The organism is Paenisporosarcina sp. P4_B8, from assembly GCF_056402175.1.
Genome location: NZ_JBFUHX010000001.1, coordinates 325880 through 347836 on the forward strand (window position 1 = coordinate 325880; position 21957 = coordinate 347836).

18 protein-coding genes are annotated in these 21957 nt (G+C 41.7%); 13 read left to right on the forward strand and 5 right to left on the reverse strand.

The annotated features are described in order from the left end of the window. Positions 1 to 40: 40 nt before the first annotated feature. The 4 genes from AC1DSK_RS01620 (at position 41) to AC1DSK_RS01635 (ending at position 1879) form a co-directional block, all read left to right on the forward strand. Positions 41 to 340 (forward strand): DNA-directed RNA polymerase subunit beta, encoded by a 300-nt coding sequence (locus AC1DSK_RS01620; protein WP_477546305.1) that lies wholly within the window; start codon positions 41 to 43, stop codon positions 338 to 340. A 195-nt stretch (positions 341 to 535) separates the two neighbouring features. After that, positions 536 to 979 (forward strand): 3-hydroxyacyl-ACP dehydratase FabZ, encoded by a 444-nt coding sequence (fabZ, locus tag AC1DSK_RS01625; RefSeq protein WP_016428242.1) that lies wholly within the window; start codon positions 536 to 538, stop codon positions 977 to 979. Between the two features lie 86 nt (positions 980 to 1065). After that, the gene (locus tag AC1DSK_RS01630; protein ID WP_477546306.1) at positions 1066 to 1452 is read left to right on the forward strand and encodes a hypothetical protein; all 387 of its coding nucleotides are present in this window, start codon (positions 1066 to 1068) and stop codon (positions 1450 to 1452) included. A gap of 85 nt (positions 1453 to 1537) precedes the next feature. Next, positions 1538 to 1879, forward strand: a complete 342-nt coding sequence (locus tag AC1DSK_RS01635; protein ID WP_477546307.1) for a hypothetical protein — start codon at positions 1538 to 1540, stop codon at positions 1877 to 1879. A 119-nt stretch (positions 1880 to 1998) separates the two neighbouring features. Here the strand turns inward: AC1DSK_RS01635 and AC1DSK_RS01640 are convergent, their stop codons facing one another. Beyond that, complete coding sequence (locus AC1DSK_RS01640; RefSeq protein WP_477546308.1) at positions 1999 to 2436, reverse strand: YwpF family protein; 438 nt, start codon at positions 2434 to 2436, stop codon at positions 1999 to 2001. 264 nt (positions 2437 to 2700) lie between these two features. Here AC1DSK_RS01640 and AC1DSK_RS01645 point away from each other — a divergent pair, with 264 nt between their 5' ends. Then, complete coding sequence (locus tag AC1DSK_RS01645) at positions 2701 to 3120, forward strand: single-stranded DNA-binding protein (protein ID WP_477546309.1); 420 nt, start codon at positions 2701 to 2703, stop codon at positions 3118 to 3120. A 75-nt stretch (positions 3121 to 3195) separates the two neighbouring features. After that, positions 3196 to 3339 carry a hypothetical protein gene (locus tag AC1DSK_RS01650; protein WP_016428237.1) on the forward strand — a complete coding sequence of 48 codons (144 nt, stop codon included), beginning with the start codon at positions 3196 to 3198 and terminating at the stop codon, positions 3337 to 3339. A gap of 581 nt (positions 3340 to 3920) precedes the next feature. Here the strand turns inward: AC1DSK_RS01650 and AC1DSK_RS01655 are convergent. From AC1DSK_RS01655 to AC1DSK_RS01665, 3 genes are all read right to left on the reverse strand, one after another. After that, positions 3921 to 6653: a DEAD/DEAH box helicase gene (locus AC1DSK_RS01655; RefSeq protein WP_477546463.1), complete on the reverse strand. Its 2733-nt coding sequence runs from the start codon at positions 6651 to 6653 to the stop codon at positions 3921 to 3923. After that, positions 6650 to 8200 carry an SWIM zinc finger family protein gene (locus tag AC1DSK_RS01660; protein WP_477546310.1) on the reverse strand — a complete coding sequence of 517 codons (1551 nt, stop codon included), beginning with the start codon at positions 8198 to 8200 and terminating at the stop codon, positions 6650 to 6652. The genes AC1DSK_RS01655 and AC1DSK_RS01660 overlap by 4 nt, the downstream gene beginning before the upstream one ends. Before the next feature lie 248 nt (positions 8201 to 8448). Beyond that, positions 8449 to 8706: a helix-turn-helix domain-containing protein gene (locus AC1DSK_RS01665; RefSeq protein ID WP_477546311.1), complete on the reverse strand. Its 258-nt coding sequence runs from the start codon at positions 8704 to 8706 to the stop codon at positions 8449 to 8451. Positions 8707 to 9338: 632 nt separating this feature from the next. On the opposite strand from AC1DSK_RS01665, the gene AC1DSK_RS01670 reads away from it, so the two are divergent. From AC1DSK_RS01670 to AC1DSK_RS01700, 7 genes are all read left to right on the forward strand, one after another. Further along, a complete protein-coding gene (locus tag AC1DSK_RS01670; RefSeq protein WP_016428233.1) occupies positions 9339 to 9773 on the forward strand; it encodes a hypothetical protein in 435 nt (144 codons plus the stop codon). Between the two features lie 1223 nt (positions 9774 to 10996). After that, positions 10997 to 11686: a hypothetical protein gene (locus tag AC1DSK_RS01675; RefSeq protein ID WP_477598010.1), complete on the forward strand. Its 690-nt coding sequence runs from the start codon at positions 10997 to 10999 to the stop codon at positions 11684 to 11686. Beyond that, entirely contained in the window at positions 11683 to 12975 is a 1293-nt protein-coding gene (locus AC1DSK_RS01680) for an efflux RND transporter periplasmic adaptor subunit (RefSeq protein WP_477546314.1), read from the forward strand. Before AC1DSK_RS01675 ends, AC1DSK_RS01680 begins: the two co-directional genes overlap by 4 nt. 1693 nt (positions 12976 to 14668) lie before the next feature. Further along, positions 14669 to 18457: a S8 family serine peptidase gene (locus AC1DSK_RS01685; protein ID WP_477546315.1), complete on the forward strand. Its 3789-nt coding sequence runs from the start codon at positions 14669 to 14671 to the stop codon at positions 18455 to 18457. Positions 18458 to 18847: 390 nt separating this feature from the next. Further along, positions 18848 to 20062 carry an S-methyl-5-thioribose kinase gene (mtnK, locus tag AC1DSK_RS01690; RefSeq protein ID WP_477546464.1) on the forward strand — a complete coding sequence of 405 codons (1215 nt, stop codon included), beginning with the start codon at positions 18848 to 18850 and terminating at the stop codon, positions 20060 to 20062. After that, entirely contained in the window at positions 20059 to 21075 is a 1017-nt protein-coding gene (mtnA, locus tag AC1DSK_RS01695; RefSeq protein ID WP_477546316.1) for an S-methyl-5-thioribose-1-phosphate isomerase, read from the forward strand. Before mtnK ends, mtnA begins: the two co-directional genes overlap by 4 nt. 37 nt (positions 21076 to 21112) lie before the next feature. Next, a complete protein-coding gene (locus AC1DSK_RS01700; protein ID WP_477546317.1) occupies positions 21113 to 21751 on the forward strand; it encodes an L-fuculose-phosphate aldolase in 639 nt (212 codons plus the stop codon). A 49-nt stretch (positions 21752 to 21800) separates the two neighbouring features. Here AC1DSK_RS01700 and AC1DSK_RS01705 read toward each other — a convergent pair whose 3' ends face one another. Beyond that, complete coding sequence (locus AC1DSK_RS01705) at positions 21801 to 21932, reverse strand: hypothetical protein (protein ID WP_477546318.1); 132 nt, start codon at positions 21930 to 21932, stop codon at positions 21801 to 21803. Positions 21933 to 21957 lie beyond the last annotated feature (25 nt).

The following is a 21957-nucleotide window of genomic DNA, read 5'->3' on the forward strand; positions in this document are numbered from 1 at the left end:
ATATACATGCACAATTGATGGACGATAAGGAGAACGGCGAATGACGAATGAAGTAAAAGACGAACAACAACAGGTAAAAACGCAGCCAGTTGCTTCTAACCGAAAACAGCACAAAGCTGAAAAAGCCGAAGCTAAGGGTCAAAAGAAAACTTGGTGGGTTCAAATACGTCTTTTCCCGATTTGGCTTCGTATTATTTTGGTTTTAGCTCTTGTCGTTGCTGCAATTGCAGCAGGATTAGTTATTGGCTATGGTTACATCGGAGATGGTGAACCAAAAGATGCACTTAAGTGGGAAACATGGCAACACATTTTGGACATTTTAAACGGGAAAGAGAAGTAAATCGACTCTTTGCACGTCTTTAGTAAAAATATTGTCTAGCTACAAGCGCCAGCTCGCACCTCCGGTTAGGTACACAGGATGTGGGACACTAGCCTTTATACCGAAACAATTCGAAAACAGATTTTCGATGCGTTTCTTCCACTGTCGGAGTCGATCTGAAGTGGCGCTTTACGCTTTTCTTATGGAGGTTTTACAGTGACATTATCAGCTCAACAAATTCAAGCAATTTTACCACATCGTTATCCATTTTTATTGGTCGATCGAATTACTGAAATTGAAGACGGCAAACGTGCAGTTGGTCTGAAAAACGTTTCAATTAACGAAGATTTCTTCAATGGGCATTTCCCGGGATATCCTGTAATGCCAGGTGTTTTAATTATCGAAGCATTGGCACAAGTAGGTGGAGTAGCGTTATTGAACAAAGAAGAAAACAAAGGACGTCTTGCATTTTTGACAGGCGTAGATAACTGCCGTTTCAAACGACAAGTCGTACCTGGCGATCAACTTCGCTTGGAAGTGGAATTCGTAAAACTTCGCGGGGCAATGGGCAAAGGTCATGCCATCGCGACAGTAGACGGCGAAATCGCGTGCGAAACAGATATTTTATTTGCACTTGGACCAATTGTTGAAAAAGAATAATCACTATTCAACATGTTTAATGCTAATCGTCTGAGGGAATAATAAAACAGACGGTGTAGCCTTTCAAGTAGGAGGTTTTCCGCTTCATGTATAAAGAATTACCAACCGGAGTAAAAAGTAGCATTACACGCTCCATCAAAACCGTTTTTGAACATTATATGGCTTCGATTGAATGGTCGGAAAATCGTTTCAGTATGGAAGACTTCATTCAAGCTTGGCGTATATATATAAGTGAAAGTGCAACATGGGAAGACAAGATTTCTGAAGAATGTAAGCAAGATCCAGCATTTCACGAAGAAATTGCCAAAAAAATGAATCAAGCGATTGATAAAATTTTGAATGAGCCACCGTCTGAAGAACAAGTTGCAAAAATTGAAATCATGCAAGAACAACTCAACACTCATTATGATTATGCGTGTAAAGCGGAAGCGGCATACGTCGAATCCATTTTAAAAGAAAAACAAAACGCATAGTCGGATAGTTCCTTCCTTTCCCGGGCAACCTACAGTGAATCACATTAATTGTGGTGAACAATTGCCGGAAAGGAGGGAATTTTTTATGTGGAAAAAAGCAACGATGGTCTTTGGGATGAGTGCACTTTTACTTGTCGGATGTAACATGAATAAAGACAAAGTACCAGGAAACGAAACCCCAATGGAAAACGATGTAAAGGACAACGTAAATGACGTAAATGACAACGTAAAGGACGACGTAAATGACGTACGTGAAGATACCCAAGATTTAGTGCCTGGTACTGAAGGTAAAAATCATGTGGATCCAACAAACGAAGATCAAAACAAAGATAATGATAAAGACATGATGAAAGACGCGAATACAGATCAAGAAGAAATCCTTGAAGATGACATGGATAGACGTGACGCGGATAACAAAGACGAATAATGCTGTATTTGAAGAAGCCCGAATGTCTTTCCCGGACGAAATGAATCGAAAATTTGATTGAGTTTCTGAAGCTAAGATGCGAATTGGGCACGCTTTAAAAAAATACAAAAAAGACTCGGCTAAACTTCAGCCGAGTCTTTTTTTAAATGAGGTCGTTGTCGCATATCGTTTTCAAAGCGAGTAATAAGATTTTCACCTGTTAATCCATCTTGGACGAGTTCTGTCAAAAGTTGCAAGGCATACTTACGACGGGTGCGAATTAACATCCCTTTCAACAGTACCGAAACATAATCTCCAATTTCTTTGACAGCATATACTGCAACTTCAAAGCTTGCAGGTTCATTTTCAGGATACGAAATGACGACTTTCACTTCAACCAATTCCCCAGAACCATTGTATTGCTCAAATATCGTACTGTCTTTTTTATCGACATACATTTCTAATATCCATGATCGGTGGCTGTTTTCTTGATTGATGATGATGCCATCTACGAGAGGAATCGCAATGGTTTGGTCCCCTTGAACCAATGTCATAGACAACATTTTAAAGGTTTTCAATAAGCTCACAGCCTTTCCGAAAAGTTTAATTGACTCTATTATATCATAGACTTCAAAAATCTTAGAGAACTAGCCAAAACCGCATTTTAAAGAAATGCTTCACACTTAGAGCCACATGGTATAAGAAGGCCTTTGTTAATATGTGGTACTTGCAAAATTAAATTTTTACAGGCTCAAAAGAGGGCAAAATTAATTTTTGGACCTTTGCACACAATTAAATGTGCTTTGTACAATAAATTCAGTAACCTGAAAGGAGGTGAATAAATGAATCAAATCGGGATGATTGGCCGCATGACAAAAGATCCAGTATTCCGGCAATTGTCTGAAGGAAGGGTGCAAGCAAGTTTCGTGTTGGCTGTACAACGTACTTACAAAAGCGCAAAATCGGATGAAGCAGATTTTGTATTATGTACTGTATGGGGGAAACTTGCTGAACACACAGTGAAGTATTGTGGAAAAGGCTCGCTTGTAGGAATCAGTGGACATATCCACTCGAGATCCTACCAAAAAGAAGATGGCAATCGTGTCTTCGTAACCGAAGTCATCGTTGAAGAAGTTCAATTTTTACAAACGAAACCGAAAGCAGGACAATCTTCAGAAATTCCTCATATGAATAAAGAGTCGCAAGCGAAAGAAGACTTTATATTCTCTGAGGAAGAGCACAAAGAATTACCGGTTGTGTAACTTTGTTTTCCACGGTAGACCGCACCGTTGGTTAGTACACAAGATTTCTCAATCCAAGAGAAAGGAATTCACCCAATGAAAGCTTCATCATCTGATCATCTCATTCGAATGGAACTACATATGGAACAACTAATTCGTATGATTGCGAATTTGAATGAGCGAATTCAAGTGCTCGAACACAAATTAACCGAACCCGCATTACGCGTAGTGGGCAAATAAGATTTTACTAGATTGGCAAGAGAGGAAACCGGCCGCGTGAAGCACGGTCGGTCTTGTACATAGAAAAGCGGAAAGCACCACTCTTGCTCAACACAGCCGCTGGAAGGCAAGAAGCGAAAGCACGCTTTCGCATGAATTTGGGAGGGGAGGCTAAGATCCGGACATCGTGTCCGAACGCCTTCATGACCCACATCCTGTGGGCCCAAGCTTAGGTGTGAGCTGGTGCTTGAAGCTGGACATAAGAAAAGTGTAGCTGGCCAAGATAGACCGACTCCGACGTTGAAACTAAGGTTCCCTTTGCGACGAGTAACCGCAGAAGTAGGCGACTCGAAAACCTGTTTTCGAATGAGACAGTGAAATGGAGGTACGGACTGACCTGCGGAACTAGACATATAGAAAAGCGCAGCAGGTCATGATATACCTACTACGACGTTGCAAATGGAACAGGCGCATCCACCGTTTATTAGCAAACATCCTGTTGGCCCGAGGAGGCTAGCAAGTTCGTACGCGGAAAGGGAGCCGAGTCTAATTTTTAAAAAATAAAATGCCTGCCGGGAATCCGGCAGGCATCCATATAAACGTTAACCTAATGTAAGAAGTTCTTTTAAATCATCATCCGCTAGTTCAGTAATCCACTGGCTGGATTGGATCAAGTCTTCCGACAACGCTTGTTTATCAGCTAGCAATTTGTCGATTTTCTCTTCAATCGTACCAATTGTCACGAATTTATGCACATGGACAAAACGCGTTTGACCAATGCGGTAGGCACGGTCAGTTGCTTGATTTTCAACCGCTGGATTCCACCAACGATCGGCATGCAATACATGATTGGCAGCAGTTAAGTTAAGTCCCGTTCCGCCAGCTTTCAGTGACAAAATAAACACAGGGAATTCTTTTTCCTGGAAGGCTTCAACCAGACGGTCACGCTGTGCTTTTGGCATACTGCCAGTTAAGAAGGGCGGATCGATGCCGTGCAGCTCGCTTAAGCAATGCTGCAGCAGATGACCCATTCCAATGTACTGGGTGAAAATGAGACATTGCTCACCACGAGCGGCAATTTCTGCTGCCAAAGTGACGATGCGCGCCAGTTTTTCAGAACGCTCCATCATATACTCCGCTTCACCAAACCCCTCCTTCAGATAAAGGGCTGGGTGATTACACAATTGCTTCAGCTTGCTCAACATTTTTAAAATAAGTCCTTTTTTCTCAAAGCCGGTCAATGTTTCGAGTTTGAACAGCGTCTCCTGAATCAAGCTTTCATAGAGTGCTGCTTGCTCCGTCGTCAATGGGCAATACTCACGCTGTTCTTGTTTGTCCGGCAGGTTCAACAGCAAGTCTGGATCCTGCTTCGTACGTCTCAACAAGAAAGGACGGATTTTGTTTCGAAGTTTTTGTTTATGATTTTCCGACTCATCGCGTTCTATGGGTGCAATAAAGTTATCCTGGAACTTACGGAAGCTACCTAAATAGCCTTTATAAATGAAATCGAAAATGGCCCATAACTCAGACAAACGATTTTCAACTGGTGTTCCTGTCAATGCCAAATGATGTTCACCGCGTAACTTACGAATCGCACGACTTTGCTTCGTGTGCATGTTTTTGATGTTCTGAGCTTCATCCAGAGTCACACTGGCCCATTCGATTTCACTTAACGCTTCAGCATCCTGAGAAGCCGTACCAAAAGTCGTCAATACGACATCCGGTTTCATGGAAATGAGTTCAGTAGCCAGAGATTCATCTTTGGAACGTGTTTGCCCGTAATGCACATGGACGTCTAAATCAGGCGCAAATCGTGCCAGCTCTTTTTGCCAGTTTCCTAAAACGGAAGTAGGGCAAATGATAAACGATGGCTTATCCGTTTGATTTGTGCGATGTACATGGAGCAAGTACGTAATCAGCTGTACTGTTTTTCCGAGACCCATATCATCCGCTAAACATACGCCGAATCCTTGTTCACGCATAAACACAAGCCAGTCAAAGCCCTGTTGCTGATAAGGACGCAGTTCCGTCAACAAATGAGGGGAAACAGTCGTAGTAGGCAGACCTTTCTTATCCTGTAGCTGCTCCAAATACTTTTGAAGGGATTGATTCAGTTCGAACTGGAATAAAGGATCGTCCTCTTCTTCCAAATTATCTTCATCTAGTACGAGTGCTTCAGGCAGTTCACGGAACAATAATTCTTTCACGGTCCAGTCTTCAGCTTCCGTTTGTTCCATCAACTGGCGGATTTCATGCATCCAGTGTGAATCGATGCGGAACCATTCGTTACCGGCACGTATGTACTCACGATTTTCTTCAACCATTTGTTTGAATTGATCTTCAGTAATCGCTTGACCATTTAACGAGAAGTGCCAATCAAAAGTTAAAATTTCATTCAGACCGGCTGTTGTTTTAAACGAAGCGGTCTTGGCATTCGACTTGACGCGCAGTTTGGATTCTTTCACCGCTTTTAACCAACCTGGCAAAATCACTTCAAAACCAAGAGCTTGCAGGCGTGCTGCATCGTCACGCAAGAAATGGCGGACGTCCAAATCACTTAATGAACTAGATAAAAACCGATCCGCATCCGATTCCATATTCATTAATTCCAGCATATTGGATTGCGTTTCATACACATAAGGAGCATGAACTTTCCATTTATCAGGTAGCGCATTAGCGATTGAAGAATCTTTCTTCCGAAAAGCGGGAGTCCAGTGAACGGAACTTTTCTTGCCGCGAACCACTGTTTCCAATAGCCATTCATCCGAGAAGGATTCAGGCTCACTAAGCCGCAGTGCCACAATGATATCAGAATGTCCGCTTTGAGCTTGCAGAGGCCAACCGCCTTGTTTGAAAAAGGGAAGTAACGTAGGAATATCCGATAACGTCAACCCTGCGCCATACAGTTTCTGCTGAATGGCAGAAGTAAGCATCACTTTTGCAGCAGGTGGGACTTCTTCAGTTGTCAGTACTAGTGAGCCTTCTTCAAACTCAATATCATTCCAAAGAGTTGGCGCACTCCATAAGTTTGCAGCTTGTTGAATGGTTGATATCGTCAACTCGTCTTCCTGTGCATAGCCACTAACGTGCACGTAAGGGTGTTTAACGATGGGTGAGAACAGTTCCACTAATTCAAGTGAAGAAAACCGAGTTTCTTCATCATGATTCAAGCCGTAAAAAGAGGGTTCATGTTGGAATGAGATAAAAGATATCCATTGTTCCGTAAATAAACGCATGCCTTCATCATTGTAGGCATGCACGGTTGTAAATCCATCATCCATTTGATCGAATGACAGTATTAAATTTTTCATAAAGGGCGATACACGGGAAGTCATAAAGGCAAGTTTCCTTTCTGTATCTCTTCTTGGAGAGCGCGCAATCGACGATATTTCGCTTGAAGTTCGCTTACGTAGCTGTTCCAATATTCGGTTTTGCCACTTTTCTTCGCAGCCGATTTCATTTTTTTCCAAATGCGAACGGCTTGTTTATAGTTATGGCGATTGCGCTCTCGCACTTCGGTCAGTGCAAGTACATGATAAAGCGGCAACACTGTTTCAGGTGCTTCCTGGAGGACAGTCTTCATACCACATGATTCCGCATAATCGAGCGTTGACCCGAATCGGTGATGCAGAGCCACCCAATCTTTATATCGGTGTTGATCAATCAGGAAATCGGAATAGGCACGGACGCCAAATGAACCAAATTGCCAGAACAGCTGCTCACGTTCAGCATCCGGCATTTCGATGAATTTATACAACGCATATAATTTCGAAACGAACACGGAACGGTTCCATGCAGACAGATGACTGTTCACATAATCAAAAATATGTGGACGCATCGCATGCAATATAATCGTCAGCGACGGCAGATCTTCCTGCTCTTTTGCAAGTTTCGCCAAATGCATCCATTCTGGCATATCACTTGGGTGAATACGGTCCGTAATGAGTTTCAATTCATCCGGTTTTTTTAGCAATAAGCAAAATAAAGCCCGAAACAGGTCGTTATTTAGACTTTTGTTTTCCTGTAAATAAGCAAACTCTTGTTCACGACGACCTTTTTCCGTTAACAGTATGACCCAATATGCGTGAAACAAATTAAAACGAAGATCAGCCATCGTTTCCAACTCATAAACGATATGACGAACATGCAGCACAAGTGCATCATAAAAAGGATCAGCTGAGAACAAACGTGGTTTGCTCGAGAGATTCAGCAGCTGATGCTGGATATCTTCAATATCAGTCTGGATGGTAGCGCGGAACATGTTTTCATTCATATCTTCGCTGACATCAAACAACAAACGAAGCAGCATAGTTTTGGTATAGACATCGTAAAGAGGTTGCCATTCACGTTCAAAAGGCATGAACTTCTTCAATTTCTGTTTCATTTGAATAATCGAGTTGTCGATAAAGTATCGCTCTTTCCAAGACCAATCACCAGAAACAGCATTGAACGTCGATTGAACGATTGCGTTCCAGCTTTCCGGTGTACGTTCATTGGCAAGTAACGAAAGTTGCTCCGACTTCTTCAAGCGCCATTCCTGGAGCCACTCGGATAAAGAAAACTTCTGCATATATAAACTGAATAAAACGGCTAAGCAATGACGACATAGACGTTTTTCTGGACAAGAACACGTAACTTGTTCGTCGACTAAATGAAGCGTCACAATGCAAGGACTCACATCTTGCACTTTTGCTTCGAGTAAATGTTCGTACGGATCATATGAAAGCGCACGTACCGCTCCGTTACGAACTGAAAACGAAGCACGTCGGACAAGCTCCTCATCCTCTTGAAGGGAGGGATGCAAATCTTCCGAAATCGTCTCCATCCATTGTTGGATATGGGATTGGTAGCGTACGGCAATATTAAATAAAGAATGGCTCAACAACAACATCTCCAAAAAAAATCTTTCCTTTCATTATACGGCTTTTCGCGGAAAACCGTAAGTGAAAGGAAAGATTTAAGATTTTAAATGCAGATAGGCTTTCAAAAATTCTTTGAATTTTTCTTTTTCAGGAGTTAGTTTCCTATAAAACTCCTGGAATAGTTGAAAAAAAGTAGGATCGGCTTTATATGTATGGTAGACAGGGTTCAAAGATTCATCACCATAATCGTCCACCGATTCTTTTACACTCAATTTTTTACGAGAAATTGTGGATGAATGATAGATGACCTCGTGCTTATATCTCTTGGGATTCCATAGAGTTCACACATCGCTCGAAATTCAGGTAGAGAAATGCTCTGTGGATTCGTTTCATAACGCGATAACGTGCTGGCTGAAATATTCAGTAGTTTTGCAGCTTCTTTTTGAGTTAATTGAGCTAGAATTCGTGACTCTGTAATAAGTTCATGCAAAATCAACACCACCTTAGTTGCAGGTAGTGTAGACAATTTTAACTCCTTTGGTTGTAGATATCCTATTTTTGAAACGTGGTTTCATAATGGAAATATTCATTTTATTGAAAACTGAATATTTAGTAACGTTAAATATATATTATCCCATTTAAATAAAAAAGAACCAAATTCAAGATAAATTAAAGCAGGAAAGGTTGTTGACTCATTTGCCCAACATATGAAATCGTATTGCCAAGGTTGAAGAGTACCAAATGTAAACAAAGAGACCAAGAATACTTTCTCTACGTTACGCCAAACGGGGAGCGGAAAGCTGCAATTATTGTATCCAATAAAATTGGAAAGGCATTCATCGAACGCCTGACTTTTGATTCATTTGAAATTGAAGATTTGCACATTGATTTTTTGAACAATAAATGCTCATTTACATACAATGAAAACCACCTTGGAACGGAAGTCGTTTCAAACATCCAAAACATACTTCTCGGGTTCTTTATTCAGTATCACAAGCAATCGATCGCTTTTTTCACATACAGAAAAAGAAGGAATAAAGACGTCGATGCTACCTAATACTGGTAGCATTTTTTTCGGATTTGTCATGCACGAAACATACGGGATTGTGATACACTAGTAGTAATCAGAATATTTTGATAAAAAAGGAGGGGAACACAATGTTACACGTACAACTTATGAAGCCATTTTATTCGAAATTGGAAGGCCAGAAGATGAAACTGGTATTTGCCTATCAATATTTCTCAATTAAAAAAGATGACGAACTATTTCACTTCATTCCTGTGGAAGGAAAAGAAATTATCGTCAATATGAATACGTACCAAGTCGAAAACTTATCCGAAGTCTTCGTCTTTCAAAAAGGCAATCGCTTCATCCGCTTACCACTCTATCAATTGTTGTTAGTGTCTGATATTCATATGCATTTGCAAACCATATTACAACATGGCGAGCCGGAAGACAGAGAACCAGCCAGCGATGTAAAAAAAGAGGCAAACGAATTTATTTCGTTACTCGAGCAAGCAAATCGCAGCCGGATGATTGACTACGCACTTCAAATGCGAGATCAAAGTCTATTTGATCGATTGACACATTAACCGTTGGAGGATAACCATGGAAATCAATAAAAGTTAGAAACACCTGCCTATGAAATGAGGGAGGTGTTTTTATGTGGTTTTTTAGGGATTCATGTTTACTCCCTTTCGTGTTGATTTCTTCATTCTCATGATATGTTTGTTCCTTCGCGAGTGCACTTTATTCCGTTTGACAACCCGTTTATTCCTCTTCGACCAATGTTTATTCCAGTCCACCCAGTATTTCCTACAAGAAAAACCCCGAAAACGAAGTGATAGTGGGCAAATTGGTTTTCGCTGCGCTACTGTTAAAAAGCAAAATTAAAAACCCTTCTCCGAATATAACACGATCGGGGAAGGGTTCTAGTAGTACCTGTACATACATCACGCTCCTAAATTGAAGTCAACATATACAATATTATGACAGATACACTCGAGCCGATGACGCCGAACAATATATCGACAGCAGTTAATTCAAGAATTTTATTAAATTTCACATCTACCACATCCTCTCTACTTTTTTCTCTGCTAATTGATTTAATGGAAGCGGCATGGCGCCTTGCCTGTCCAAACGTATCGCAGGAAATACGATAAAGTTAATATATGTAGAAATTTTCCTTTGATAGGTTATATAAAGTTTAGGTTTTGTTGGGAAAATTTATTCAATTTCATGTGAATTTCAGATTTTCAATTTATAAAATTCAATTTTGAGACGCTTTTCGAAGACAAAATTTATTTTTGTAAGGTTAGTAGGTGGGCAAAATTCAAATTTGGGGGCAAAGGTTTCCATCTTGACAATAGCCATTTACACTTAAATGAAGCTATTGAACCTTTTGGGGAAGGGGAGATAGAGGACGAATGATTGTATACATAGCGTTGCGGAAATCTCACCTCATTCCTACACCGCATGCACTTAAGCTTTCGGGCTGTATGACCAGTCGACCTGTTTAGGCGGGGGCCTAAATCTTTAATCAAATTGACGTTAAAAGTGTGAGCAAATTTGGGTACTCGCACTTTTAACGTTGCGCAAATATTGTTCGTAGTTTCCAAAAATAACTAAAAATGACAATCATATGACAAATTTTCTGGAAAACTGCATAAACCTATGAATCTCTTTCCAAACTCCACAACTTTTTCACCAATTTTTCTTTATCTGTACCCTTCGTACGTTACAATTGATGTCGAATTTTGGTAAAGTAAAGGAAGATTAATAGCTACTGATAGTTACGGGAAGGATTTTTGAAAATATGATATTTGACTTTCGATTTTGGCGATATCTAGCAAACCAGCAAGAATTAATAGATAATCTCGATTCTGCCACGATGCGCGATTTTAAAAAACGCGTATGGATGGTTGGTCTGTTCGGATTACTCTTATTTGTTACACAAGAACTGTGGGGAATGAACACACAGCACCTTACATCCGTATACGCATTTGGTGGCAATGACTTGTATACACTGGCACGTCTTGTCTCACTTGTCGGAATCATTCTATGGGCAGTTCTTTATATGGCCTTTCACTTTTTCGGCATTGCATTTCTATTGAACCGCATCACGGGCATTGATTTACCTAAACTGGCCGTGTTGCAACTGTATGTGGTAGGAATCCTGCTACTTGAAAAAGCATTACTGTTTATCATCTTTCTGATGACCGGTGCAACCACTCCGGTGTCCCTGTTTTCATTCGGTCCACTGGCAGCAACGGTGTTCGATCATCCATTCCTGGTATTTTTCTTTAATCAATTATCCATCTTTACTGCCCTTATCATTGCATTACAGGTTCGATTCATCCGTGCATTCACGGATATGAACCCGCGCATGATTTTACTGATTATTATTGGAATACATATCGGTATGGCACTCATTACTTCGGCAGCTGGCATTCTTCCACTCGAAGAATGGTACGGACGTTTTGTTGAAGGAGGTGCCGTCAAATGAATAAATGGTTAACGATTGGTATATCCATTGCAGTTTCTACGTTCATTGCAGCCAACGCGATTCTCTTGTTCAGCGAAAAAAGCGTAATTTCTAAAGATGTGTACGTAAATGAATACGAACGTCTCGCAACAGGGGACTTTGTACAATCCTTACCGAAAGAATCACTTGTTGCACCGCTTGACACGACAACGGTATATGTGGAAAGTGAAGATACGATTCAAGACTGGTTGGTCAAAGAAGGTGCTGTAGTCAAAGCAGGAGACGAACTCGCTACGCTTAACACATCAACGGCTGACGAGCAACGTGAAGTATGGGAATCGGAAAAGGAAGCACTTGAACGTCAAGTGACTGAAACCAACGCAACAATAAAGTCCTTACAATCTGACCGCGCGACCGCGCAGAGTTCAAGTAATTCGACAGAAAACGCGACAGACAACGTCACTGAAAACACCGATGATAAAAAGGTTAATATTGGTATAAATGTTGATGTCGGCGTGGACGTTTCTCAAGATGGTGCTTTCGCACAAGCGATTGCTGAAGCGGAACAAAAACTATCTGAAGTCAATCAGCAATTGCAAGTCGTCGATGCACAGCTTGCTCAAGAAGGAGCGACTGCCATCCTTAGTCCGGTAGAAGGCGTAGTATCCGCGATTCGAGACAACAATGATCGCTTGGCAATCGAAATTTACAGCATCGAAAAAATCATTGTTACGTATGCAACAGATGAACAATGGCAGGACGTGAAAGTCAACGACCGTGTTCGCCTACAAGCGGATGGAATCGATCGATCAATAGAAGGAACGGTAACAGAAGTTTCCCAAGTTCCTGCTAAAGACTCCGAATTTCTGACTGCCTATAAAGCGCTCGATCCAAAAGACCATAAGAACCCGCTGGCATACTATGAAGTTCGTATTCAACCGAAAGAACCAATCACAGACTTGCCTTTCGGTAACAAGACGAACGCTATGGTGCTAATAAACGAAGCACAAAAAGCTGTCTCTGTTCAGACCGCTTGGTTAGACAATCGCTTCGATGGGTCAGCAAGTGCACATGTCGTTAATAAATACGGCTACGCAGTAAAAACACCGGTCCCCATCGCGTTTGACTTGAAAACACGCTCAATTATCAGCGAAGGACTTAAAGCTGGGTCAGTCGTTGTATACGAACCACAAATCAACGACTACCGATATGCACCAGCTATCTTCTACCCAATGCCAATGGATTCACCTTCATGGGAATCAGTAAAAGCATTCGGATGGAAAAACTACCTTAAATACTTAGTACGATAGAGAAATGACCTCTCCCAGCGATGGAAGAGGTCATTTTTGTTTGCGAATGAATTGTGCGTAAAAGATGAATTTTAGATAAGTAGTCGCGAATTACAGATAACAACTGTCGACACAAAGATATCCATCCACGAAATCGAGATATCTTCCATTGAAATCTTGATATCCACTCACGAATTCCAGATATCACAATAAATGCGATATTAGTGTTGCCAGTTGACCACCCAACTGGCAATTTTTCTGTTAGTGACACCTTGAAGTACTAACAGAATAGTGGCAGGCGCAAGCCGTCAGCCGCCAAATACAGGTCTGAATGAATTGTGCGTAAAAGATGAATTTTAGATAAGTAGTCGCGAATTACAGATAACAACTGTCGACACAAAGATATCCATCCACGAAATCGAGATATCTTCCATTGAATTCTCGATATCCACTCACGAATTCCAGATATCACAATAAATGCGATATTAGTGGTGCCAGTTGACCACCCCAACTGGCAATTTTTCTGTTAGTGACACCTTGAAGTACTAACAGAAAAGTGGCAGGCGTCAGCCTTCAGCCACCAAATACAGATCTGAGGGAATTGTGCGTAAAAGATGAATTTTAGATGAGTAGTCGCGAATTCCAGATAACGACTATCGACACAAAGATATCCATCCACGAAATCGAGATATCTTCCATTGAATTCTTGATATTCACTCACGAATTCCAGATATCACAATAAATGCGATATTAGTGTTGCCAGTTGACCACCCAACTGGCAATTTTTCTGTTAGTGACACCTTGAGGTACTAACAGAAAAGTGGCAGGCGCAAGCCGTCAGTCACCAAATACAGATCTGAGGGAATTGTGCGTAAAAGATGAATTTTAGATAAGTAGTCACGAATTATAGATAACGACTATCGACACAAAGATATCCATTCACGAAAACGAGATATCCTCCATTGAAATCTTGATATTCACTCACGAATTCCAGATATCACAATAAATGCGATATTAGTGTTGCCAGTTGACCACCCAACTGGCAATTTTTCTGTTAGTGACACCTTGAGGTACTAACAGAAAAGTGGCAGGCGCCAGCCGTCAGCCACCAAATACAGATCTAAGGGAATTGTGCGTAAAAGATGAATTTTAGATAAGTAGTGGCAAATTACAGATAACTACTGTCGAAATGCAGATATCCAAATATGAAATCGAGATATCTCATTATGAATGCTAGATATCCACGCAAATTCGCTATACCTACTCATGAATTGGCTATAACAATCATTGAATTCGTGAATACTAATCTAGTTTTCAGTGATTGTTTCTAATAGTAAAAAATAAGGAACCCCACTCTACCCTTGGTAAATCAACATTCCCGCATCATCTTCAAAAATATAGAATCCCCACCAATCAATAAAAATGAGTAAAAAGAATTATCTAAATTGTTATTCGTAAAACCAAAAGACCTACTCTTGAATAAAGTTAACAGATTCATATAACCTACTAAAGTTTCAAGGATGAGTAACTATATATCTAAAAAACTATAAATTACAAAAAATGTAATCATTTTAGTAATTATGGTAAATAAAATAAGGTTTTCAAGGTTCTTAATATATGTTAAATTTCAAATTGTTAATTAATTCGACAAGATTGTCACGTTTCTGAAATATTTGTCAGAAATAGAAGAAACACAATTAGGGAGGAAACTAGATTGAGTATGAAAAAGAAAAGTATGTTTATTGCACTTGCAACCACATTAGCACTTAGCACTGCATCTTTCGGTGCGCCGGCTCCAACAGCAGCGACACAATTAGCAAAACAAATTCCGACGCTTAACTTGCAAAAACCAGCGTTGAAAATACCAGAACGTTTAGCGGTTCCTCAGAACCCGAGCGAAAAAGTTCGCATTATCGTGGAACTTGAAAAAGCACCGGCAATTGAAACTGCTACAAAGAAAGGCAAGCTCTATAAAGACCTTACGAAGTCGGAACGAAAAAATGTAGAAGCAGCAATCAAAGCAGATCAAAAGAAAGTAAAAGATAAAGTAAAAGATAAAGCCAAAAATGTTCAGTTTAAAGAAGAGTTCAATGCAGTCTTCAATGGTTTCTCTGCTGAAGTAGAAGCTGGCGACGTTGCGGGCATCGCACAAACGGAAGGCGTAAAAGCCATCTATGAAACGAACGAATATACAAGACCAAGCGAAGAACCGAATATGGTTCATTCCAAAGAATTGGTTCAAGCTCAACTTGCATGGGAAAAATATTCGTTCAAAGGTGAAGGCATGGTCGTGGGTGTCATCGATACAGGTATCGATCCAAGCCACCGCGACATGGTTCTTTCTACAGAAACGGATGAAGACATTACGGCAGATGAAGTAAATGGATTGTTAGCTGGTGGAGAAATCGAGCCAGGTAAATACTTCACAGATAAAGTTCCTTATGGCTATAACTACATGGACGGCAACCAGGAAATCCGTGATTTAGGTCCGGATGCATCCATGCACGGTATGCACGTTTCAGGAACAGTTGGCGCAAACGGTGACGAAGAAAACGGTGGAATTAAAGGGGTAGCTCCGGAGGCTCAATTATTAGCACTTAAAGTGTTCGGGAACGATCCATTATACCCATCAACGTTTGGAGACATTTACGTAAAAGCGATGGACGATGCAATTAAACTTGGAGCAGACGTCATTAACATGTCACTTGGTTCGACAGCAGGTTATGTCGATAACACAAGTCCTGAACAGCAAGCAGTGTCCCGCGCACAAGACAACGGTTTGTTGGTAGCAATTTCTGCTGGGAATTCGGATATGTTTGGGTCAGGTACATTCTACCCAATGGCGAATAACCAGGATTACGGTTTGACTGGTTCACCTTCTGTTTCTGAAGATTCATTTGGTGTAGCATCATTTGAAAATAACATGATCACAGCTTCTAGTTTCAAATATGAAGTTAATGGAGCGGAAGCAGGACGTTCATTATTCCTACTTGCAAATGACCAAGATCCGAACGACCTACCGGAAGATCAATATGAAATCGAATTTGCAGGTTTTGGTACAGTTGCCGATTTCTCTGGTAAAGACTTAAAAGGCAAATTCGCACTTGTATCTCGCGGAGGAATTTCATTCGTTGAAAAAGGAGTGAATGCACAAGCTGCGGGCGCTGAAGGAATCATCGTTTACAATAACGCTGCAGGTACCATCAATATGGCATCTGATCCAGCCATCAAGATTCCTTTCATGTCCACACTTCAAGCAGATGGACTGGCAATGAAAGCTAGTCTTGACGCAGGGCAAGTCGTAAATGTCGGGTTTGACGGAAAATATATCGATGCACCAAGTCCAACTGCAGGCAAAATGAGTTCATTCACGTCTTGGGGTCCTACACCAAACTTGGACTTCAAACCGGAAATCACGGCTCCCGGTGGAAATATCTTCTCGACCTTAAACAATGATTCTTACGGTTTGATGAGCGGTACGTCAATGGCAGCTCCACACGTAGCGGGCGGTACTGCGTTAGTGATGGAACGAGTGAATGAAGAGTTCGGACTAACTGGTTCGGAGCGCGTGCAGTTTGCGAAAAACTTGATGATGAACACAGCTAAACCAGTAGTTTTTGCTGAATACGATGGTATGAAAGAATATGTATCACCACGTCGTCAAGGGGCTGGCATCATGCAGCTTGCAAACGCTTTGGAAACAGATGTAATGGTAACAAACAAAGCAACAGGCGAAGCGAAAGTAGCCTTGAAGGAAATCAAAGATGGCAAATTCAAATTCACATTGAAGGCGAAAAACTTCTCAGATGAAGCGAAAAACTTCAATCTTGATGTTCAGCTTCAAACTGACTATGCATTAAAAAAATCTGGATATGACGTAGTTGTACCGAACGTTGCAGGTTCAAATATCGTGACGGATTTAGTGGATGTTCAAGCCCCTAAAACTGTAGAAATCGCTGCAAATGGCGAAGCAGAAATCCAAGTATCTGTCGATGCTTCATTGTTAAAAGACACGGCAGGTTTCGAAACATTCGTAAACGGATTCTTCATTGACGGTTTCGTTACACTTGAAGATTCAAACGAAGAAACATCAGGAAATGTACCTTTGACAGTTCCGTTCTTTGGCTTCAACGGTTCATGGGATGATGCATCAATTTTTGACGGCAGTGCTTGGGAATCATCTACTTACTGGGGCTACCAAGGTTTGGTGGATGAAGAAGGGAACTATATTAAAGGACCATCATTAGGTGAGAACTTCGATCCTTCGAAATTTGCATTCTCTCCAAATGGCGATGGTAACATCGATTCAGCCACTCCAGTTTACTCGTTGATACGCAATGCGAAAAACCTGGAAGTCAACGTATTGGATGCCAACGGTAAAAAAGTTCGCACAATCCGTACGGAAACGAACATGACGAAAAACTATATTGATTCAGCTAAAAACCCTGCGTACAAGTTAAATTCAGCTAACGCATGGGACGGTATGATCAATGGCAAACTCGCTGCGGATGGCCAGTACTTCATTCAAGTGCGTGGTGTAATTGATTTCGAGGGTGCAGAATGGCAGTCTGTTGAGTTCCCGATTTATGTGGATACGAAAGCACCTGAAGCTAAATATAAATTCGACCAAAAGAAAAACATCATTTCGACAAACACACTCCAAGATGCTGGAATTGGTCTTGATCGAGTAGAAGTATATGTAAACGGTGTTGAACGTGAAGAACTTGCTGAACTTGCAAAAGAATATGAAGTGAAAAATGTGAAAAAAGGCGACAAAGTCACACTTAAAGTTTGGGATATTGCTGGGAACGTAAAAGAACAAACCTTTGCAATCAAAACAACAAGTGCTGATTATAAAGAAGACGTGGAAAAACCAGGCGAAGAACCAGGAACAACACCTGGTGACGGCGGGTCTGATGACGATACGTCAGCACCGAACGAGCCTGAAACAACTGAGCCAGTAATCTTCATCAACACACCTGATTTCTTCAGCCACCATAAAACATCACAAGTAGTGGTAGCAGGTTCTGTTGAAGACGATTCCAACATCGCTTCATTGAAAGTAAATGGGCAAACGCCGACATCATTTGACGGCAAAAACTTTACACACACGCTTACACTGGCTGACGGTGTGCAACAAGTCAATGTGGAAGCAATCGACGAGTTCGGAAATGATATGGGCATCACACGCCGCATTTTCGTGGACACGACAAAACCAACAGTAGCAGCGATAAAAGTACCTAAAACGGTAAAATCGAACGAAGCTAACCCGATCATCCAAGTAAAAGTCGGCGACAACTTCGATGAAATCCGTCTTTATGTAAACGACAGTGAAGTATTCTACAAACCAATTTCAGAACCATATGCAATGAACGGCTACAGCCAAACAGTTGATGTGGAACTTCCATTGGTAAAAGGCAACAACACGTTCGAGTTGAAAGTAGTGGACTTGGTTGGCCATGAAGCAACCCAAACAATCAAAGTTTCAAAACAAAAAAAATAACCGAACTAGCTACAAAACCCTTTCTCTTTAAATAGGAGAAAGGGTTTTGTGCATAATTGTACGTAAAAGGTGAATTTTAGATAAACAGACATGAATTATAGATATATGTCCATGAAATGGAGATATCCACTTACGAAATCAAGAATCCATCATCCAATTCTCGATATCCACCTGTGAAATCGAGATATCCCCGCCAACCCGCTATAAATTTGTCCGAATTCGCTATAACGCAGAGCGAATTAGTAATAACCCCACTCGAAATCGCCATAACCCCCACCGGCCGTTGGGAAAATACAACCAAATTCTCATTAACTAGAATACTCTCACAAGAAATTTGCTATGATAGAAAAAAACCTATTTTCAAAGGAGCGGTTGCAGATGCAAACACCTATGCATACTTTTGAACAATACTTCCTGATGAATACCGATGACGTCATTCAATATGTGAAAGCCAAAATAGAGTCATTCCAAAATGCACAACAGATTACTTGCAAAGAAATTGGTGACGGCAACTTGAACTATGTGTACCGCGTCTTCAACGAGGAAACGAAAGAATCGGTCATCGTCAAACAAGCGGGCACGACTGCACGCATTTCAGACGAATTCGTCCTGTCGACTAGCCGTAACAAAATCGAGACCGAAGCACTTCAACTGCAACATACGCTGGCACCGGGACTGGTTCCCGAAATTTATCTGTTGGATGAAACGATGAGCTGCTGCGTCATGGAGGACTTGTCGCATCTGACAATCATGCGCACAGCGCTGACAAATTTCGAGACGTTCCCTCATTTCGCGGAACATATCACCGACTTCCTCGTGAACACATTGCTGCGCACAAGTGACGTTGTCCTGAACCATAAAGATAAGAAAGAACTGGTCGCAAAATTCACGAATCCAGAGCTTTGTGAAATTTCGGAAGACCTCGTGTTCACGGAGCCATTCCACAACAACTTTAGCCGTAACGAAGTGACACCGGGGAATGAACAATTTGTCCAGATGCACCTTTACGAAAACGAAGCGCTTCACTTGGAAGTAGCGAAATTGAAGTTCCAGTTTATGAACAACAGTCAATCACTCATTCATGGGGACTTACATACGGGCTCGATTTTCATCGACCAGAACGACACAAAAGTCATCGATCCCGAGTTCGCATTCTTCGGACCTATGGGCTACGATATCGGTAACGTCATGGCCAACCTGATTTTTGCATTCGCTCGCGGTCGTGCATACCAAAACAAAGAATTCACTGAGTGGGTTGAAAATACATTATTCGACGTAATGGACTTATTCGACAAGAAATTCCGCACTGCTTGGGACGACCACGCAACGGAACTCGTCGCTAAAAACGCAGATTTCAAAGAACATTACTTCCAAAATATCCTGAAAGATACGGCAGGCATGGCTGGACTTGAACTAGCTCGTCGCATCGTGGGCTTAGCGAAAGTGAAAGATATCACCACCATCGAACCGATCGAAAACCGTCTGAAAGCAGAAAGACTCTGCTTGCGTGTCGCAGTGGAACTAATCCTTAACCAGTCAGAATTCCAAACAGGCGGCCAATACTTAACAGCGCTACAAAACGCACTACAGGAGGAAAACAAATGACTGAAGCACTGAACCCGATAGAATGGAAAAACGATGCACTCGTCTTGCTTGACCAAACCAAGCTTCCGAATGACATTGTCTATGAAGAATTCACGACTGTAGAAAGCGTCTGGGATGCCATCGTCACGATGAAAGTCCGCGGTGCCCCAGCGATTGGCGTTGCCGCAGCATACGGCGTTTACTTGGCTGTTCGCAATTCCGAAACCGATTTGGTGGAAGTAGTGCAGAAAAGCGCAGAGTATTTGGCTACGTCCAGACCGACTGCAGTCAACTTGTTCTGGGCACTTGACCGCATGACAGCAGTCAAAGCGCCGGACGCTACTTACAAAGAAGCTTTATTAGCGGAAGCAAAAGCCATTCATAAAGAAGACGAAGAAATCAACCGCACCATCGGCGAAAACCTATTAACGTTACTAGCTGACGGAATGGGAATCCTGACTCATTGTAACGCAGGCGCTCTTGCGACATCGAAATACGGAACAGCTACGGCACCCATGTATCTTGCAAAAGAAAAAGGCTGGGATTTCAAAGTGTATGCAGATGAAACACGTCCGCGTCTACAAGGATCTACATTGACGGCACTGGAACTGAGCAGAGCAGGAATCGATGTAACGGTCATTACAGATAATATGGCCGCTATGGTTATGTCACAAGGCAAAGTACAAGCTGTTATCGTCGGTTGCGACCGAGTAGCTGCAAACGGTGATACGGCCAATAAAATCGGTACGCTTGGAGTGTCCATTTTAGCAAAACACTACAACATTCCGTTTTACGTGGCTGCACCAACACCAACCATTGACCTAAATACACCAACGGGCACGCAAATTCCGATTGAGGAAAGACATAAATCCGAAGTCATCGAAGGGTTTGGAAGACTGACGGCACCGGCAGATGTTAATGTGTACAACCCCGCATTTGACGTCACACCACACGAACACATCACGGCCATCGTCACTGAAAAAGGAATTGTTCGTGCACCTTACGAAGAAAACCTGAAAAAACTATTTAACTAAACATAGTAGATATACACCATGAATGGAGGAACAACCTATGTTTATGAAAGAACGCAATGAAATTGTCGAATATTGTAAGTTGTTGAGAACACGAGGCCTAACCAAAGGGACGGGAGGCAATATTTCCATCTTCGACCGTGAATCCGGCCATATGATTATTAGTCCGAGCGGCATCGATTACGACATTATGACAGCTGAAGATGTAGTGGTATGTAATCTGCAAGGGAAAGTCATCTCTGGCGATAAAAAGCCATCAAGCGAATTCCCGATGCATGCGATTTTCTATCAACAACGTACAGACATATATGCAATCGTCCATACGCATTCCATGCACGCCACCGTGCTTGCATCACTAAGATGGAATTTGCCAGCAGTATCCTATTTGGTTGCTTATGCAGGAAAAGATGTACGCTGTGCGGAGTATGCGAGTTTCGGTACATCAGAACTAGCGACCAATGCCTTCGAAGGGATGAAGGATCGACAAGCTGTCTTGCTGGCTAATCACGGGCTATTGGCAGGAGGGAACAATATTGCTACCGCATTCGCCATCGCAGAAGAAATCGAATTTTGCTGCGAAGTGTATTTGAAAGCAAAAGCCGTGGGGGAACCAGTCATTCTAGACGATAACGAAATGGCTCATATGGCGGAGAAATTCAAGTCATACGGCCAAAAATAGTAGATTCACCTAAACAAAGGGGATTTGAAAATGGTCGATTTAAAACCTGTCACACAGCAGGTAGTAAATTCGATTCGAAAGCAAATTCAACGCGTGCTGAAGCAGCAGTCATGCTATACCGCGCACTGGATATACTGAACGAGTTATAAGGGTTAATACTCAGTGCTAGAATAATACTCACAGCTAATGACCTCTTCCCATCAATG

Bases quoted from the DNA above. Each gene is read 5' to 3' on its own strand.
- AC1DSK_RS01620 (WP_477546305.1), top strand. From the start codon at position 41: ATGACGAATGAAGTAAAAGACGAACAACAACAGGTAAAAACGCAGCCA.
- AC1DSK_RS01630 (WP_477546306.1), top strand. From the start codon at position 1,066: ATGTATAAAGAATTACCAACCGGAGTAAAAAGTAGCATTACACGCTCC.
- AC1DSK_RS01635 (WP_477546307.1), top strand. From the start codon at position 1,538: ATGTGGAAAAAAGCAACGATGGTCTTTGGGATGAGTGCACTTTTACTT.
- AC1DSK_RS01645 (WP_477546309.1), top strand. From the start codon at position 2,701: ATGAATCAAATCGGGATGATTGGCCGCATGACAAAAGATCCAGTATTC.
- AC1DSK_RS01650 (WP_016428237.1), top strand. From the start codon at position 3,196: ATGAAAGCTTCATCATCTGATCATCTCATTCGAATGGAACTACATATG.
- AC1DSK_RS01655 (WP_477546463.1), bottom strand. From the start codon at position 6,653: ATGACTTCCCGTGTATCGCCCTTTATGAAAAATTTAATACTGTCATTC.
- AC1DSK_RS01670 (WP_016428233.1), top strand. From the start codon at position 9,339: ATGTTACACGTACAACTTATGAAGCCATTTTATTCGAAATTGGAAGGC.
- AC1DSK_RS01675 (WP_477598010.1), top strand. From the start codon at position 10,997: ATGATATTTGACTTTCGATTTTGGCGATATCTAGCAAACCAGCAAGAA.
- AC1DSK_RS01680 (WP_477546314.1), top strand. From the start codon at position 11,683: ATGAATAAATGGTTAACGATTGGTATATCCATTGCAGTTTCTACGTTC.
- mtnK (WP_477546464.1), top strand. From the start codon at position 18,848: ATGCATACTTTTGAACAATACTTCCTGATGAATACCGATGACGTCATT.
- mtnA (WP_477546316.1), top strand. From the start codon at position 20,059: ATGACTGAAGCACTGAACCCGATAGAATGGAAAAACGATGCACTCGTC.
- AC1DSK_RS01700 (WP_477546317.1), top strand. From the start codon at position 21,113: ATGTTTATGAAAGAACGCAATGAAATTGTCGAATATTGTAAGTTGTTG.